Below are 20499 nucleotides of genomic sequence, written 5' to 3'. Positions count from 1 at the left end.
GAACTGATGCTTTTTTCACAAAACACCTACTGATGAAAAAGATTCTAATACTATTATGTGTACTGTTGTACGGCACACTTAGTATGGTGCGGGCTCAAACCCCAACTGCATACTTCAATGTGCCTGATACGGTCTGCATGTCCACCAATAACAGTACGGCCGATCAGCTCAAGTTTACAAGTATAAACGCCCAGCTGAACGGAGCCACTATTGTAGAGCAGCCCACCTGGAGTATCAAAAGGAATGGTACCGGTACAACTGCCGATTATGAGATCCTCTATTCTGCCAACACTACTACAGTGAAGGACGATAAATTAAAGAGGACCAAATCGCTGACCCTCCAGTTCCTCACACCTGGTACCTACGATGTTAGCTTCACCGTCCCTTATTATAGATGGAACGGAACTACAGCAACATATACCTCAGTCACCAAGAAACTCGTGGTGGTTGACTGTACAATTAATACCTGTAGCGGTGGTAATGCGACCATGCCTGGCTTCTTCGAAAACTTTGGCACTATGGCCTCCGGAGTAAACAGGAGGAAATACCCCGTAGACGGTGTGGTAACGTACACCTACCAGTCCAGCGGCGATTTGAATGATGAATACTATGTGATCGGAAGTAACACCCAGTTCAGATCAGAATGGGTAAGTACAGGAGACCACACAGGAGGTACCCGCGGAGCAATGCTGATAGCCAACTCGGCTTATCAGCCTAACCTGTTTTACCAGAAAACTGTAACCGGCCTTTGTAAAGGTTCCGTGTATAACTTTAGCGCCTGGTTCATGAACGTGAACACACAGGGCGTATTTGAAAGCAATTGCGTATCCGATTATAAATATTCAGGCGTAACATTCCGGGTCGTGAACGCTGCTAACGTAAATCAGAAGCTGGCAGAGTTCAAGACCTACTCCGTATCCATGATGCTTGGGTCCACAGGACCGACCTGGCAACGGTACGGAGGGTCCTTCACGGTACCTTCCAATATAGATTCCGTCAAGGTATATATTATTAATGACAAACCTGGTGGTTGTGGTAACGATATCGCCGTAGACGATATCGAATTTCAGTATTGTAGCCCTATCATTACCGCATCTATTCAAGGTAACAGCTCCAGCCTGAAAGAAGTATTGTGCGAAGGCGCCCCTGTTACCATTAATTCAAACTATGTTCCGGTAACCTACTTCACCAATCCCGCCTATCAATGGGAAATGAGTGACGATAATGGAGTTACCTGGACAAATGTACCTTTCGGTTCAGCTACCAGCAAAGACCTGGTAATTCCCGCCGGACAACTGAAAGGAACACGCACGGTGCAGGCTGATTACCTGTTCCGCGTCCGCATTTATGAGGTTGGCAGTGACGCCACCACCTGTGCGGCGCCCTCCTCCCCTATTAAGATCACCATCCTGCCAATGCCTACCCTCTACCTCACCAAGAGTATGGTGTGCGTCGGGGCGGATGTGCAGCTCGTAGCCTCCGGCGGATTTGATTATTACACATGGAAAGACCTTCCAGGGTATACAGGAGACCAGAGAACCATCCAGGTGGTAACACCAGATACTACTATCACCGTTTACGGTACCATAGAATATGGCAGCGGCGGTAGTATGTACACCTGCGTGGACTCAAACTATGCCTATATTACATCACTGGACCTGCCCACAGTTGAAGTGGCAGCTTCCTCTACAAATGTATGTGCCGGTACACAGGTCGAGCTCCGCATCAATAGTACCCTCATGGGAAACACTATCAGATGGGAGAAAGGTCCTGATGCTTTAGGTAATAAAACACCTATACCGGAAGGTAACGACCTTACATCTATATTTGTACAGACCATAAATCCAGCAGACTCTGTCTATACCGTCACGGTAACTGACCCGACAGGGACCTGTACGGCGGCCTCCGCTCCATTTAAGATCAAGATAACACCTCAACCGGTTGTAAACCCCGGTACTAGCCAGGTATTGTGTGCTTCTGCTAATCCGAGCGGCGACTTCAAAATGAACGCTGTTCTTCAGTCAGGCACCACCGGCTCATGGTCATTACAATCAGTATATGGCCCTGGTGTTGATCTGAGTGGTAGCATGACCATGGAAGATTATGTGACCATCGCCAACCCTAACAACCCGACAACAAGAGTTGTTATTAATAACCCTGGCGTCAGCGCAGTATTTGCATGGATAGTGAAGAGCACCGCGAATCCTAACTGTACCGCTTCAGGTCTGGATACCCTTACCCTGCTGTATGATCCGTCCTACAGCGATGCTGGCCCGGATTCTACTATCTGCGGCCCTGGTATGGTATTCACTATGCACGCCAGCGCACCAAATGATACGCTGACAGGCCCCGCTGCTGAAACAGGCACCTGGAGACTGATCTCCGGCAACGCAACCATTGCGGATATTCACGACCCGAACACCACCGTTACTTCTTTACAAATGGTGGGCGATATCGTACTGGGTTGGTCTATCACTAACGTAAGAGGTTGTGCGGCTAACGAAGATACCGTAGTACTGCACAAAACCGCACGTCCTACTGTAACACTGGCGGGCCCTGTTATCAGTTGTAACGCTGACGGTAGCTTTGTAATAGATACAGTGGCTACTACCGGCAACCCTGATACTTATAGCCTGTCATCTGTTGGCGCTAACCCGCTGCCAGGTTTCACACCTATAGTTGAAGACACTATCATCTGGCCGCTTACCATCACTTATCCTGCTGGTACAGCTCCAGGTATATATAACTTCAGATTGTCTTACAGGAATAAGGCAAACGCAGGTTGTGACTCCCTCACAAACTTCACCGTTGAAGTACAGACTCCTCCCGTTGCCGCCACCGGCATCGCAGTAGGATCTCCGAATATCTGCGTAACCGGTTCCACTACCCTTACCGTTGTTGGCGGTAACCTTGGCCAGAAAGCTAATGGTACCCCTAATGGACAATGGGTTTGGTACGCAGGCAGCTGTGGCGGTACACCAATAGGTATTGGCGCCACCATCACTGTCAGCTTAACCGCTACTACCACTTATTATGTAAGAGCAGAAGGCCTGGGCGCCTGTGACACTACTGCCTGTGTAAGCACAACAGTAACAGTGTTCGACGCTCCTGCTCCTGCTGACGCTGGTCCCGACCAGGCGCAGTGTATGAACCCTGCGTTCACCGTAACAGGCAACACACCAACTGTAGGTACTGGTGTATGGAGCCTGGCTTCCGGTTTTGGTTCAGGTACTGCTACCATTGCAAGTCCGAATACAGTAACCACCGGCGTAACCGTTCCCAACGGCGATTCCGCTAAACTGATCTGGACTATCACCAATGGCGTATGCGTTACCAGCGATACAGTAATACTCCGTAACTACCAGCAACCAGCTAACGCCAATGCAGGTCCTGACCAGGCACATTGTAACGTTCCTAACTTTACTATGGCTGCAACAGCGCCCAGTATCGGCACCGGTAAATGGTATGTGATCTCTGGCCCTGTAACTATCCCTGCTACAGATTCCAGCCTCACCAACCTGGCGGTTACCCTGGCTGCCGGCAACACAGCTACCCTCCAATGGGTGATCACCAACGGTGTCTGCGAAACAAGAGACACTGTTGTATTAAACAACTATGTACAACCTGCTAATGCCCAGGCAGGTCCGGATCAGCAACATTGCGATGTTGCCGCCTTCACCCTTGCCGCAACTGCACCAACTGTAGGTACCGGTAAATGGTATGTGATCTCCGGCCCTGTAACCATCGGCACTACAGATTCTACCAATATCAATGCTCCGGTTACTTTAGCTGCCGGCAACACAGCTACCCTCCAGTGGGTAATTACAAATGGTGTCTGCGAAACAAGAGACACTGTTGTTCTGACCAACTTCGTAGCTCCTGCTCAGGCTAACGCAGGCCCTGATCAGCAACATTGTAATGTTGCCGCCTTTACCCTTGGTGCAACTGCACCAACCGCAGGTACCGGTAAATGGTATGTGATCTCCGGCCCTGTAACCATCGGTACTACAGATTCTACCAACATCAACGCACCAATCACCCTGGCGGCTGGTAACACAGCTACCCTCCAGTGGGTGATCACCAACGGTGTTTGTCAAACAAGAGATACTGTAGTTCTGAATAACTATGTAGCTCCTGCTCAGGCAAACGCAGGTCCTGACCAGGCTCAGTGTAATGTTCCTAACTTTACCATGGCTGCCACAGCACCAACTGTAGGCACCGGTAAATGGTACGTTATCTCCGGCCCTGTAACTATTCCTGCTACAGATTCCAGCCTTACTAATCTGGCTGTTACCCTGGCGGCTGGTAACACAGCTACCCTCCAGTGGGTAATTACTAATGGTGTATGTGAGACAAGAGACACTGTTGTTCTGAATAACTATGTACAACCTGCTAATGCCAATGCAGGTCCTGATCAGGCTCATTGTAATGTTGCCGCCTTTACCCTTGGTGCAACTGCACCAACCGCAGGTACCGGTAAATGGTATGTGATCTCCGGTCCGGTAACCATCGGCACTACAGATTCTACCAACATCAACGCTCCGATCACGCTGGCGGCTGGTAACACAGCTACCCTCCAGTGGGTGATCACCAACGGCGTGTGCGTGACAAGAGATACAGTTGTTTTAACTAACTACGTAGCTCCTGCTCAGGCAAACGCAGGGCCTGACCAGGCTCAGTGTAACGTTCCTAACTTTACCATGGCTGCCGCAGCTCCAACTGTAGGTACCGGTAAATGGTACGTTATCTCCGGCCCTGTAACTATTCCTGCTACAGACTCCAGCCTCACCAACTTGGCGGTTACCCTGGCTGCTGGTAATACAGCTACCCTCCAGTGGGTAATTACCAACGGTGTCTGCGAAACAAGAGACACTGTTGTATTAAACAACTATGTACAACCTGCTAATGCCCAGGCAGGCCCGGATCAGCAACATTGCGATGTTGCCGCCTTCACCCTTGCCGCAACTGCACCAACTGTAGGTACCGGTAAATGGTATGTGATCTCCGGCCCTGTAACCATCGGCACTACAGATTCTACCAATATCAATGCTCCGGTTACTTTAGCTGCCGGCAACACAGCTACTCTCCAGTGGGTAATTACCAACGGTGTCTGCGAAACAAGAGACACTGTTGTTCTGACCAACTTCGTCGCTCCTGCTCAGGCTAACGCAGGCCCTGACCAGGCTCATTGTAATGTTGCCGCCTTTACCCTTGGTGCAACTGCACCAACCGCAGGTACCGGTAAATGGTATGTGATCTCCGGCCCTGTAACCATCGGCACTACAGATTCTACCAACATCAACGCACCAATCACCCTGGCGGCTGGTAACACAGCTACCCTCCAGTGGGTGATCACCAACGGTGTGTGTCAAACAAGAGACACTGTAGTTCTGAATAACTATGTAGCTCCTGCTCAGGCAAACGCAGGTCCTGACCAGGCTCAGTGTAATGTTCCTAACTTTACCATGGCTGCCACAGCACCAACTGTAGGCACCGGTAAATGGTATGTGATCTCCGGCCCTGTAACTATCCCTGCTACAGATTCCAGCCTCACCAACCTGGCTGTTACCCTGGCGGCTGGTAACACAGCTACCCTCCAGTGGGTAATCACTAATGGTGTCTGCGAAACAAGAGATACTGTTGTTCTGAATAACTATGTACAACCTGCTAATGCCAATGCAGGTCCTGATCAGGCTCATTGTAATGTTGCCGCCTTTACCCTTGGTGCAACTGCACCAACCGCAGGTACCGGTAAATGGTATGTGATCTCTGGTCCGGTAACCATCGGCACTACAGATTCTACCAACATCAACGCACCGATCACGCTGGCGGCTGGTAACACAGCTACCCTCCAGTGGGTGATCACCAATGGCGTGTGCGTGACAAGAGACACTGTAGTTCTGAATAACTACGTAGCTCCTGCTCAGGCAAACGCAGGTCCTGACCAGGCTCAGTGTAACGTTCCTAACTTTACCATGGCTGCCGCAGCTCCAACTGTAGGTACCGGTAAATGGTACGTTATCTCCGGCCCTGTAACTATTCCTGCTACAGATTCCAGCCTCACCAACCTGGCGGTTACCCTGGCTGCTGGTAACACAGCTACCCTCCAGTGGGTAATCACCAACGGTGTCTGCGAAACAAGAGACACTGTTGTATTAAACAACTATGTACAACCTGCTAATGCCCAGGCAGGCCCGGATCAGCAACATTGCGATGTTGCCGCCTTCACCCTTGCCGCAACTGCACCAACTGTAGGTACCGGTAAATGGTATGTGATCTCCGGCCCTGTAACCATCGGCACTACAGATTCTACCAATATCAATGCTCCGGTTACTTTAGCTGCCGGCAACACAGCTACTCTCCAGTGGGTAATTACCAACGGTGTCTGCGAAACAAGAGACACTGTTGTTCTGACCAACTTCGTAGCTCCTGCCAAAGCTAATGCGGGTCCTGATCAGGAACATTGTAATGTTCCAAACTTCACCCTTTCCGCAACTGCACCAACCGCAGGTACCGGTAAATGGTATGTGATCTCCGGCCCTGTAACCATCGGCACTACAGATTCTACCAACATCAACGCACCAATCACCCTGGCGGCTGGTAACACAGCTATCCTCCAGTGGGTGATCACAAATGGTGTCTGCGAAACAAGAGACACTGTAGTTCTGAGTAACTATGTAGCTCCTGCTCAGGCAAACGCAGGCCCTGACCAGGCTCAGTGTGATAATCAAAACTTCACCCTGGCTGCCACGGCACCAACTGTAGGCACCGGTAAATGGTACGTTATCTCTGGTCCTGTAACCATCGGCACTACAGATTCTACCAATATCAACGCTCCGATCACCCTGACGGCTGGTAACACAGCTACTCTCCAGTGGGTGATCACCAATGGTGTCTGTGAAACAAGAGACACTGTTGTTCTGAATAACTATATACAACCGGCCAAAGCCAACGCAGGCCCTGATCAGGAACATTGTAATGTTGCAAACTTTACCCTGGCTGCCACAGTACCAACTGTAGGCACCGGTAAATGGTATGTGATCTCCGGTCCGGTAACCATCGGCACTACAGATTCTACCAACATCAACGCTCCGATCACCCTGGCGGCTGGTAACACGGCTACCCTCCAGTGGGTAATTACAAACGGTGTTTGTGAAACAAGAGACACTGTTGTTCTGACCAACTTCGCACAACCAACCGCTGCTGACGCAGGTCCTGACCAGTCACAGTGTAACGTTGCTAACTTCACTATGAATGGCAGCACACCATCTGTAGGTGCCGGTAAATGGACAGTAGCATTTGGTACTGCAACTATCGCAGCTACAGACTCTACACTGAGCAACGCTCCTGTAACAGTTGCTGCCGGCGATACCGCCGTACTGGTATGGACAATCACCAACGGTCAGTGTTCTACTAACGACACCGTGATCCTGCGCAACTACCAGCAACCGCTGACTGCCAACGCAGGCCCAGACCAGGAAATGTGTCTGAACACAGCCGGCTTCACCATGGCTGCCGTTGCTCCGACAGAACGCGGCGCTATCGGTACCTGGACTGTAGTATCCGGCCCTGCAACCATCCCGGCAGGTCAGGAACACAACCCGAACGTTAATATTGTTCTTCCGAACGACGCAACAGCAATACTGCGCTGGACCGTAACCAACGGTAACTGTCCGCCGGTATCTGACGACGTTCAGATCACCAACTACCTCACTCCTGCCGATGCTAACGCCGGCCCCGACCAGGATCACTGTAACGACGCCAACTTCACAATGGCAGGCAGCACTCCTGACGTAACAGGCGCTGTTGGTACCTGGACAGTAGTAATGGGTAACGGAACGATCGCTGCTTCCGATGTCAACCTGCCTAACGCAGCAGTAACAGTACCACAGGGCGATACCGCAATGCTGGTATGGACAATCGCTAACCCTACATGTACCTCTAAACCAGATACTGTAATCCTGCGCAACTTCCAGGCTCCGGCTCCGGCAGCTGCAGGTGCAGATCAGGAACACTGTAACGACGCCAACTTCACGATGGCAGCTAATGTTCCTTCTGTAGGTACAGGTAAATGGAATGTGATTTCCGGCACAGCTACCATCGCTCCTGCTGATATAAACAATCCTGCCGCAGTTGTAGTAGTGCCTGTAGGCAACACCGCAACCCTTGAATGGCAGATCACTAACGGAGTTTGTGATACAAGAGACCAGGTTGTGCTGACTAACTACCAGCCACCTGCTAAAGCAACAGCAGGCCCTGACCAGGACCACTGTGATGACGCAAACTTCACAGTTGCAGGTAACACTCCAACTGTAGGAACAGGTACCTGGAGCATCCTGAATGGTACAGGTACAATCGATCCAACAACTATAAACACTCCTACTGCCCTTGTTGGCGTAAATGCCGGAGATACAGTATCCCTGGTATGGACCATCACCAACGGTGTATGTGTGGAAAAAGATACCGTGATCCTGCGCAACTACATAGCTCCTGCCGCTTCAAACGCAGGCGCAGATCAGGAACACTGTAACGACGCCAACTTCACAATGAATGGCAGCACACCGTCCGTTGGAACAGGTAAATGGACCCTGGTAACTGGTAAAGCCACTATCGCTTCTACAGACTCTACACTGAGCAACGCTCCTGTGATCGTAGCTGCAGGCGATACAGCAATACTGGCCTGGACCATCACCAACGGCGTCTGCCAGACAACAGATATGGTAACACTGCGTAACTTCATGCAACCAACTCAGGCCAACGCTGGCGCTGATGTGGAACATTGTAACGACGCAAACTTCACAATGAACGGTAGCACACCATCTGTAGGTGCAGGTCTGTGGACAGTTCACTCAGGTACTGCAACAATCGCAGCATCAACCGCCACCCTGCCAAATGCTACCGTAACAGTAGCTCCCGGCGATACCGCCGTACTGTACTGGACCATCACAAACGGTCTTTGTACAACGGTAGACAGCGTGATCCTGCGCAACTACATGCTGCCTTCAACCGCAGCAGCAGGCCCTGACCAGGACCACTGTATGGATCCGAACTTCACCCTGGCTGCCAACACACCAGCTGTAGGCACCGGTAGATGGACAGTGATCCAGGGCGCAGCCGTTATCGCTAACGTAGCAAGCCCAACTTCAACAGTAACAGTACCTAACGGCGATTCTGCTACCCTGGTATGGACCATTTCAAATGGTACTTGTACCGCCACCACAGACACAGTGAAACTGCGTAACTACCTGATGCCGGCTAACGCGAACGCAGGTGCTGACCAGACCAACTGTGACAATGTGAACTTTACCATGAACGCTACTCCGGTTAGCCCGGCATACGCGATCGGTACATGGACTATCATCAGCGGTTCACCAACCATCACTGATATCCATAACCCGTCAACAACCGTACAGGTACCTGCCGGCACCAGCGCAACATTGCAATGGACCATCACCAACGGTATATGTACTTCAACACCAGACCAGGTAACGCTGACCAACCAGCCGGCTATCCTGGGTAATACTATCACGGCCGATCAGCTCCTCTGTGCTAACGAAACTCCTGCCATGCTGCAGGGCGGCACAGTAAGCGGTGGCAACGGTACCTTCACCTACCAGTGGCAGGTAAGTACCACCAGCGCAACTACAGGTTTCGTGAACGTAGCTACAGGAGGCACCAATGCTACCTATAGCCCCGCTAACATTACCCAGAACACCTGGTACAGAAGAGTGGTAATGTCCGGTGCTTGTACCGGCAACATCAGCAACGCAGTAATGCTGACCCTGATGAACACACCTCCGGTTGTAATCTCCGTACCGCCAGCTGTAACAACAGATTGTGTACAGGGTAAAGATTACACCACACTGTTCGGCACACCGGTATTCAGCCACGCGCCTTATACCAACGAACCGCTGACAGTCACTTATAATGATGTAACAACAGTAGTAAACGCTTGCACAACCACGATCATGCGTACCTGGACTGCGACAGACCGTTGCGGACTGACCACCCAGGCACAGCAGACCATCACAGTGGTTGACAGAACAGCTCCTGTATTCAGTAGTGCAGCTCCTGCCAGCGTAACTGTAGAATGTAACAACGTACCAGCCGCTGTAAACCTCACCGCTATCGACGCATGTAACGGCACCATGACCATTACTCCGATCGAAGTACGTGTAGACCAGCCAGGTGCATGTGCAAGCAACTACCAGCTGATCCGCAAATGGGTGGCAGTAGACGCCTGTGGCAACGCCAGCGATACCCTGAGACAAACGATCACCGTAAGGGATATGACAGCTCCGGTATTCGACAACCCTGCTCCAGCCAACATCACAGTAGATTGTGATAAGGTGCCTGCAGGTGCTCCGCTCACAGCGACAGACAACTGTACTCCTGGCGTGATCACAGTAAATCCTGTAGATACACGTAAGAATATCTCTAACAGCGCGTGTGCGGATAACTACCAGATCATCCGTACCTGGACCGCTACAGACCTTTGCGGTAACAAAACCGTACTGACCCAGACCATCACAGTACAGGATACCATCCGCCCTGTGTTCTCTATGACAGTACCGTCAAGCCTGACCGTAGATTGTGATAAAGTACCAACAGTACCGGCTATCACAGCCACAGACAACTGTACTGCTACAATAGCAGTAAAAGTATCTGAGAAGAAAGAGTTCCTGTCCACCACCTGTCTGAGCAGCTATCGCCTGACACGTACCTGGACAGCAACCGATAACTGTGGTAATAAGAACACCATGCAACAGGTGATCCTCGTCCAGGATACTACCCGTCCAACCTTCACAGTAGTTCCACCAGCGGATACCACTGTAAGCTGCGACGCAATACCTGATGCACCGGCCAACATCAGCGCAACAGACAACTGTGGCAGCGTGAAGATCTCTTACACCCAGAGCCGCGAAAGCATCACCGGTGCCTGCGCAAGCAACTACCGCCTGATCCGCACCTGGACCGCTAAGGATAATTGCAGCAACACAGCCGTTGTTCGCCAGGTGATCACCGTAGTAGACACTACCCGTCCGGTGATCGACCCTGCTCCTGCTGATGTTACATTGACCTGTGGTCAATCCATTCCAGTGGCAGCTACCCTGTATGCAAAAGATAATTGTGACGGTACCTTCCCTAAAAAGGTAACGATGACAACAGATCCTTATACAGTGGATGTGTGCGCAGGTTACACCATCATCAGAAGATGGAATATCACGGATGCCTGTGGCAATGCTGCCTTCGAGCGTGTGCAGACCATCACGGTAAGCCCATGTCCGAAACCACAGCTGGACCCGAACATGGCAGCTAACTGTTCAAACAACACCAAATTTGCGCTGATGCTGCTGAATAAAGTAAGCAAGCCTAAATTTACCCTGGTAGGCATTGTGCCAGCTGGAACCGTAAGCACTCCGCTCACTCAGACCAGCAACGTGTTTGACCTGAAAGGCGCCACACAGGCTACCTTCACAGTGACAGACGGCGTAACAGGTTGCGTATCCGATCCGGTTACATACAACCTGCAGTACATTCCGAAACCAGTAGTGAACCTGGGCAACGACACCGCCATCTGTGTTGGTGATAACATCACCCTCGATGCAGGTGCAGCTAACGCAGCATACACTATCCGCTGGTCAACCGGCGCCACTACCCAGACAATCACAGTAAATGCTGCAGGTACTTACTATGCAACTGTCAGCAACGGTATCTGCTCTACTACAGATTCTATCAAAGTGAGCGTGAATAATCCGCCGGTAGTGAACCTCCGTGACACAGCTATCTGTGAAGGCCAGTCAGTTAAACTGAATGCTTATGTACAAGGCGCCAGCTACGTATGGAGCACAGGTGAAACAACAGCCTCCATCACCGTGAACATGTCAGGTACATATGGAGTGGATGTAACGCTGAAAGGCTGTACCACCCACAAAGATGTAACTGTAACTGTGAACCCTGCTCCGCAGATCACATTGACTGACGACATCACCATCTGTCCTGATGCTACTACCATGCTGACTGTAAATCCTGACGGCGGTACAGTACGCTGGAGCACCGGTGAAACATCCAGCTCTATCGTAGTATCCAAAGCTGGTAACTACGTAGTAACAGTATCACGTGGCGGTTGCGTAATCAAAGATTCCGTAGAAGTAAGCCTCAGACCTGATCTCACCATCGATCTGGGCCCTGACAGGGAATTCTGTACCGGAGGCCGCGTAACAGTAGACGCCACTCATCCGGATGCTGTATCCTACATGTGGAACGATGGTTATACCACACCGCAGAGAGAGATCACTCAGCCTGGTAAATACATCGTATCCGTGATGGACCGCTTCTGCTCACGTATCACAATGGATAGCATTAACGTAACAGTAGCTGGTATCCCAGGCACAATACTACCAAACGACACCATCATCTGTATCGGTCAGACCCTCACCCTGAAACCAAACGTTGGTACTGCAAACAGTATCCGCTGGCAGGATGGTTCTACTAACAGCACATATGTTGTAAGCACAGCTGGTACATACACCGTGACTGTTTCCAACGAGTGCGGAACCGCAACAGATGATATAACAGTCGGCTACAAACAATGTGAAGCCAAACCACAATTCCCGAATGCGTTCACACCGAATAATGACGGTCATAACGATAACTTCAAACCAATTGTGGATGGACCAATGTACGACTATGACTTACGCATCTACAACCGCTGGGGTGAACTGATCTTCCTGAGCAAGGACGCCCAGAAAGGATGGGATGGTAAGTATAAAGGTAAATTGGTTGAGGTAGGTACATATGTGTGGATGCTGACCTATAAGAAAGTGTTAGGTGGTGCTGTGAATGTGGTGAAAGGTGAAGTAACCGCAATCCGATAAGAGAAGTGTAAAACCAAATAGGCAAAGCGTCCCGGGAGAATATCCCGGGGCGCTTTTTTTATATGTTCAAAATAAAACACCCTCTCCGAAAACGATCTTCCTCTCTCTCAAAAAGAAAATTCCCTCGGAAAAAATGGGGTTTTGCAGGCGAAACCCCATTTTTCAGCAAAAAAAAAACGGCAGGAAAAACTCCCGCCGTTCTCTATAAAAACTAACTTTTAATTAATACAACAACCTCGCCTTAATCGTATGCTTCACATCCTTCAGCAACGAAAACGCCTCCTTGGACAACTTCGTATCCACATCCAGAACAACATATCCAATCGCATCATTCGTCTTCAGATACTGCCCCAGGATATTGATCTTATTATGAGACAACACCGTATTGATCTCAGACAACACCCCCGGTACATTCTGATGAATATGCAGTATCCTGTGCGTATGCTCAATAGCAGGAACACTGATAGCCGGAACAGTATGAGAGCCAAAGCTCGCTCCCTTCTCCAGGTAATTCAGCATCTTACTGCTCACATCCAACCCGATATTATGCTGCGCCTCTTCTGTACTGCCACCAATGTGTGGAGTAAGTATCACATTCGGCAATTTCTGCAACGGAGTAGAGAATGCTGCACCATTCTTCTCTGGTTCAACAGGGAACACATCTATCGCCGCGCCGGACAACTGACCTTTTTCCAGCGCTTCTTTCAGCGCATCCAGGTCAACCACCTCACCACGTGCATAGTTGATGAAGATAGCGCCTTTCTTCGCATGCTTCAATGCCTGTTTATTGATCATATTGGCAGTAGCCTGTGTGGAAGGTACATGCAGAGAGACGATATCAGCCTGCTCAAACAGCGCTTTCAATGATCTCAGCTGTACCGCATTACCAAGTGGCAGCTTGGTCTCTACATCATAATAGAACACGTTCATACCCATTGCCTCTGCCAGCACGCTTACCTGGCTGCCAATGTTACCATATCCTACAATACCCAGAGACTTGCCACGCAGCTCATAACTGCCTTTCGCTTCCTTCATCCAGATACCCTCATGCGCAGCCGTATTCTTGTCAGGAATGCGCCTGATCAGCATGATAGATAAACCTATCACCAGTTCAGCCACAGAGCGGGTATTGGAATATGGAGCATTAAATACGGCCACACCCAGTTCGCGGGCGCTCTTCAGATCCACCTGGTTGGTCCCTATACAGAAACAGCCTATAGCCTGCAGCTTCTGCGCCGCTTCCAGCACCTTACGGGTAACCTGCGTTTTCGAACGGATACCCAGCAGATGTACGTCCTTCACTTCACGGATCAGATCTTCCTCGCTAAGCGCGCCTGAAAGCTTTTTTACGTTGGCATACCCTGCGGTTGTAAACTCTGCTACCGCAGCATCGCTGATATTTTCCAACAATAAAATGTTAATCTTCTCCTTCGGATAACTTGTCAACTTTTGCTGATCCATGACTAAAATTTATATGTTACCAACTGCAAAACAATTGGCTTAATTGTTGATATAAGGGCAAACGAGGCACAAACCTAAAAGATGTTAAGCAGAAATCAAACAGTAAGGTCGTCAAATTTGATTTCGTCAAAAAATATACTGCATTTAGGCTCGTTTATCGGATTTTGCGCCTCAAATCTTAAAATACCTTTAAAATCGTCTTTTTTTGGCCTGTTTTTTTGTGTAAAACATCATTAGGGGCTAATTTTAGCGCTTTTACAAAATTTAGCACAACACGAATCGACTCGAACTTGCAGATGAAAGCAGCTTATCTCGTATTAACCTTGTCCGGTATTACCTTTTATGCCATGTCCTCCTGCCAGAGCAATGCTGCTTATAACAGGGAACGCAGGAACCGTATGGCGGATACGTCTCAGAATGAAGTCCTCAGCGAACACGCCAGGACAATACTCAACTCTCCTTCAACAAAAGCACAGCAACAGGAACTGACCGCCTTTTACAGGCAGAACCTGCTCAGATCAGGATTCAACGGCGCCGTTATCGTAGCTAAAAAAGGTGTGATCATCTTTGAACAGTATCATGGCCTGGAAAGTTTCCAGAGCAGGTCCCTTATTACAGACAGCTCCTCTTTCCAGCTGGCTTCCGTTTCCAAAACTTTCACCGCCATGGGCATTCTCTGGCTGATGGAAAAACAGAAACTCAGCCTGACAGACAGTGTACAGAAATATTATCCGGAATTTCCATATAAAGGCATCACTCTGCAGATGTTACTCTCTCATCGCAGCGGCCTGCCCAATTACCTCTATTTCTGCGACAGCATCTGGCCGGATAAAGACAAGTTCCTTTCCAACGATGATGTGATCCAGCTCATGGTCAGACATAAACCACGCGTTCAGCATCAGCCAGGTACACATTTCCAGTATTGTAATACTAACTATATGCTCCTCGGAGCCATAATAGAGAAGGTCAGCGGCGAAAAATATGCCGATTTCCTTCAGCATACCTTCTTTGGTCCCCTGGAAATGAACAATACCTTCGTTTATGACCCTGTCACCGCTCCACGCTCCCATCAGACCAAAAGTCATAAATACAACGGACAGCTGGAACCGGATACCTATTTTGACGGTGTAATAGGCGACAAAGGCATTTACAGTACAGCCAGAGACATGCTGAAATGGGACCAGGCCCTGTACAATGGTACACTGTTCTCTCCCGCTACATTAAAGGCTGCCTACGAACCTTACAGCCACGAAAAACCAGGTATCCGCAATTATGGTCTTGGCTGGAGGCTGATGGTATATCCTGACAGCAGCAAGATCGTTTATCACAATGGATGGTGGCACGGAAATAATACCGTTTTTAACCGTATCGTAAAAGATACCTCCACAATTATCATTCTTGGCAATAAATATAACAGGAATATTTACCATGCAGTAAAGCCCATCAGCGCTATACTGGGACATGGTACAGAAGAGGGAGAAGAATAGGGCACCCTACTCCCCATGTTTTCTGTTGGGCAGCACGTTTTCTTCCCGCCAGGGTATCAACCCGGTAAATTCGTGCTGCCTGACAGGACAATCAGCCAGCTGGCAATAATGACAACAGGCCGGTATACAGGGGTCTGTATGAATAAAGAATTCCACATCTCCCGAGGTAAAGGATTTATTCACCACCTGCTCTATCACTTTCAGCTCATCATGCGCTTCACTCAGTTCCAGGTAATAAGGTAATGTCAGATGGCAATCTATATGATAATTATTACCATATTGCTGTACCCGCATATTATGCACATCTATCCATTTAGGCCGGCGATGAACTGACATCACCTCTATCACTTTCTCTACAACCTGCATATCTGTCTCATCCATAAGCCCCGAAATAGATTTTCTTAACAGCTGATATCCCTGCCGGAGTATCAGTATCCCCATCAATGCTGATACCAGCGGGTCAACCCAGCTCCAGCCCGTAAAATGGATCAGCAGCAGGGCAGCTATCAGGGCGCCGCTGCTGTATACATCCGTCATGATATGTTTGCCATTACCGGAGATGGTGAGCGATGACAGCTTCTTCCCCTCACGTAACAGGAACATGCCCAGCAACAGGTTGGCCGCTGTTGTAGCTGCTATCAGCCATAATCCCTTATCTATCTTTTCCAGTTGCGATGGTACAAAGAAGAACTGCCCCGCCTTGAACAGGATAAGACAACCGGCAATGAAGATCATCGCTCCTTCAAAACCAATGGAAAAGAATTCGATCTTTCCATGTCCATAAGGATGGTTCTCATCTTTAGGTTTCCCGGTAAGGTAAACACTGTAACAGGCAAAGCCTCCGGCTACTACATTGATAATGGATTCGAGGGCGTCTGACAGGATAGCGACTGAATGGGTGAGAAACCATGCCGCAAACTTTATCCCTGTCAGTATAAAACTTACTATCAGCGAAATTAGTATGACGCGTAATTCTCTTCTCTGCAAAACGTGAATGATTGATGTACAAAGAAAAGGAAAATAATGCGTAAGTTAGTACTACAAGTGTAGCAATGTAATTGCTTTCATGAGCCGGCCGCAGGTCTGAGCCCGATCCCGGAAAAATCGCTTTCGCCGAAGGCGAAAGCGATTTTTCCGGCAATTTTCTTCGCGCTGCGCCCTCCCGGAAAGCAACCTGAATGTAGCATATAACGTATATATTCTGAAATAGCACCGTAATTAATCCTTTATCTGTATATCCCCCCAGGGACAACCAAAATCTGTAGTATGTACATTCACTACCCAAAAACAAAGTGGCTATGCCTGCTCATCTGCCTGGCATTCGCCTCTCCCTCCTACGCAATCCCGCTGAGCACAGCATCCCTGTTCCAGCAACAACCCGGCGACCAGCTTATCACAGGCATCATCCGTGTATACGGCAAAAACGGACGCCCTGAAGCAGTCCCCGGCATCAACGTCATCGAAAAAGGAACCCGCAACGGTACCGTCACCGATGCTGCCGGCGCCTACACGCTCCGCGTAAAACCAGGCGCCACTATCACCTTCTCCATGGTCGGATACAAAACCCGCGAAGTAAAGGTCCAGCCAGGCCAGCCCATCAGCATCATCCTCGATGAAGACGTAAGCAGCCTGAAAGAAGTAGTGGTAACCGGCTACCAGACCATAGACCGTAAGCTCTTCACCGGCGCCGCCGCTTCCGTAAAAGCCTCCGACGTAAAAAGAGACGGTATCGCAGACGTAAGCCGCATGCTGGAAGGCCAGGTGGCGGGCGTATCCGTCCAGAACGTTTCCGGTACCTTCGGCGCCGCCCCCAAGATCCGCATCCGCGGCGCTACTTCCATTACAGGCGATAACAAACCCCTCTGGGTAGTAGACGGCGTAGTACTGGAAGACGTAATCAACGTCTCGAACGAACAGCTCTCTACCGGCAACCCCGCTACCCTGCTCGGTTCCTCAGTGGCAGGCCTCAACCCTGACGATATTGAAAGTTTCCAGATCCTGAAAGACGCCGCAGCTACAGCATTATACGGCGCCCGCGCCATGAATGGCGTAGTAGTTATCACCACCAAAAAAGGCCGTATAGGCAAACCGGTGATCTCCTACACAGGCAACTTCTCTACTTACCTCAAACCTACATACGATCAGTTTGATATTATGAACTCGGACGATCAGATGGCCCTCTACAATGAACTGGCCCTGAAAGGCTGGCTCAACCATTCAGATGCCACACGTGCAGAGAACGGAGGCGTATACACTAAAATGTACCAGCTCATAGATACCTACGATGCTACCAGCGGTCAGTTCGGTCTTCCCAACACCCCCGAAAGCAGGCGGCAATTCCTGGAACGTTATGCCAAAGCCAACACAAACTGGTTTGATGTGCTGTTTAAGAACTCCTTTATGCAGGAACATTCCCTCAGCGTATCTTCCGGTACTGACAGGTCCCAGCTGTATATGTCCACCAGCTTCCTGCAGGACAACGGCTGGACGCTGGCAGACAAACTCAAACGCTTCACCGGCAACGTAAGGGCTAACTATAACGTAAGCGATAAGGTCTCCTTCGGCCTTATCACCCAGGCAGTTATCCGCGATCAGCGTGTACCCGGTACATTGAACCGTAACAGCAACCCGGTAAGCGGACAGTTTGACCGCGACTTTGACATCAACCCCTACAGCTATTCCCTCAACGCCAGCCGTACGCTTACAGCATATGACGAAAAAGGAAAGCTCGAATACTTCACACGCAACTTCGCTCCCTTTAACATAGTGAACGAAATGAGCAATAACTATATCGACCTCAGTCAGCTGGATATCAAGCTGCAGGGCGATTTCTCCTACAAGATCCTCAAAAACCTTAAATACACTTTCCTGGGTAATATCCGATATGTGAAATCCAGCCAGGAACACAAGATCAAGGAGAATTCCAACATGCCCCAGGCCTACCGCGCTGCCGGAGATGCCACTATCAGATCGCGCAACAGGTTCCTCTACCGCAATCCCGACGATCCGGAAGCTGAACCCGTAGTCGTACTGCCATACGGCGGTATTTATACCACAGAAGATGATTACCTGGTAAGCTACTACCTGCGTAACACCGTTGAATGGAGCAAGACCTGGAATGATAAGCATATGGTCAATTTCCTCGGTTCCCAGGAACTGCGTTACGCCAACCGCCAGAACAGGCAGTTTGATGGCTACGGCTACCAGTTTGACAAAGGTGGGGTACCCTATATAGACCCCAACATCATCAAACAGAACGTGGAAAATAACTTCAACTATTACAGCATGAGCATGAACTATGACCGCTATCTGGCATACCTCGCGAATGCTGCTTACTCCTATAAAGGAAAATATAACCTCAATGCCAGTATCCGTTACGATGGCTCCAACCTGTTGGGCGAGTCCCGCACGGCCCGTTGGCTGCCCACCTGGAACGTCAGCGGCTCCTGGAATGTGGATACGGAAGATTTTATGCGTAGCCTGCCGGACCTGAACAGGCTCACCCTCCGTGCTACGTATGGCCTTACCGGTAGTATGGGCAACGCCAGGAACTCCGCTATAGTACTGCAGAACCGCAGTGCCAACAGGCCATACCTCTCAGAGATAGAATCGGTGATCTATATCCAGAGCCTCGAAAACTCAGAGCTGACATGGGAAAAACAATATGAAACCAACGTGGGAATAGATGCAGGCCTCTTCCAGGATAAGCTGAGCATTACAGTAGATGGCTACCTGCGCAAAGGCTTTGATCTCATCGGACCTATCCGCACAGGCGGCATCGGAGGCGAAGAGATCAAAATAGCCAACTACGGAGATATGAAATCCCACGGAGTAGAAGCGACCATCGGCTATAATATCATCAATAAAACTGACTGGGGATTGAGAACTCAGCTTACCCTGGGTTACAATAAAGGCAAGATCACCAACCTGAAGAATATGCCCATCATATGGGATCTGGTAGTGGCCGAAGGCGGCGCCCAGGTAGGCAGGCCTGTCCGCGGATTGTATTCCATTCCTTTCGCAGGATTAGACCCCAAAGATGGCACGCCCCTGTTCATCAACCAGGATAGCGCAAAAAGCGGTAATGTATACCTCCAGAGCGATAAAACAGGCAACCTTCATTATGACGGGCCTGTAGATCCTACTCTCACCGGCGGCTGGTACAACACCCTTCGCTATAAGAACCTTTCCCTGTCGGCACTGGTTACCTACAGTACAGGTAACAAGGTGCGCCTCAACCCCGGGTTCAAACAACAGTACTCAGACCTGGATGCCAGCTCCAACGATTTCCTGAACCGCTGGACGCTGCCGGGAGATGAGCTGCTTACCAACGTACCCTCTATTCTCGACAAACTGGGTGAATCCCGCCTGGATGGCGCATTCCCCTATAACAATTATAACTATTCCACCGCCCGCGTGGCAGACGGTAGCTTCATCCGGCTCAAACAGGTGTCGCTTTCCTATAACCTGCCGCCTAAAACGCTGACCAGGGCCGGGTTCAATAATCTTTCAGTCAGCCTGGTAGCTAATAACGTATGGCTGATCTACTCAGATAAAAAGCTGAACGGACAGGACCCTGAGTTCTTTAATGCGGGAGGTGTGGCACTGCCTATCCCCCGTCAGTTCACCCTTTCCCTGAAAGCAGGTTTATAATTGTCCAGATAGTAAAATTC

5 protein-coding genes are annotated in these 20499 nt (G+C 49.8%); 3 read left to right on the top strand and 2 right to left on the bottom strand.

Annotated elements, in window-relative coordinates; all coding sequences use genetic code 11:
• The first annotated feature begins 32 nt into the window (after positions 1-32).
• Complete coding sequence (locus tag GO493_RS07780) at positions 33-12878, top strand: gliding motility-associated C-terminal domain-containing protein (protein WP_157305571.1); 12846 nt, start codon at positions 33-35, stop codon at positions 12876-12878.
• Positions 12879-13100: 222 nt separating this feature from the next.
• Here the strand turns inward: GO493_RS07780 and serA are convergent, their stop codons facing one another.
• A complete protein-coding gene (gene serA / locus GO493_RS07775) occupies positions 13101-14339 on the bottom strand; it encodes a phosphoglycerate dehydrogenase (RefSeq protein WP_157305570.1) in 1239 nt (412 codons plus the stop codon).
• A gap of 296 nt (positions 14340-14635) precedes the next feature.
• Here serA and GO493_RS07770 point away from each other — a divergent pair, with 296 nt between their 5' ends.
• Positions 14636-15826: a serine hydrolase domain-containing protein gene (locus tag GO493_RS07770; RefSeq protein ID WP_157305569.1), complete on the top strand. Its 1191-nt coding sequence runs from the start codon at positions 14636-14638 to the stop codon at positions 15824-15826.
• Between the two features lie 6 nt (positions 15827-15832).
• Here GO493_RS07770 and GO493_RS07765 read toward each other — a convergent pair whose 3' ends face one another.
• Positions 15833-16813: a cation diffusion facilitator family transporter gene (locus tag GO493_RS07765; protein ID WP_157305568.1), complete on the bottom strand. Its 981-nt coding sequence runs from the start codon at positions 16811-16813 to the stop codon at positions 15833-15835.
• A 279-nt stretch (positions 16814-17092) separates the two neighbouring features.
• On the opposite strand from GO493_RS07765, the gene GO493_RS07760 reads away from it, so the two are divergent.
• Positions 17093-20479, top strand: a complete 3387-nt coding sequence (locus GO493_RS07760) for a SusC/RagA family TonB-linked outer membrane protein (protein WP_157305567.1) — start codon at positions 17093-17095, stop codon at positions 20477-20479.
• Positions 20480-20499 lie beyond the last annotated feature (20 nt).

Source organism: Chitinophaga tropicalis, from assembly GCF_009758205.1.
Lineage (GTDB): Bacteria > Bacteroidota > Bacteroidia > Chitinophagales > Chitinophagaceae > Chitinophaga > Chitinophaga tropicalis.
This window is presented reverse-complemented; position numbering and strand designations above follow the sequence as displayed.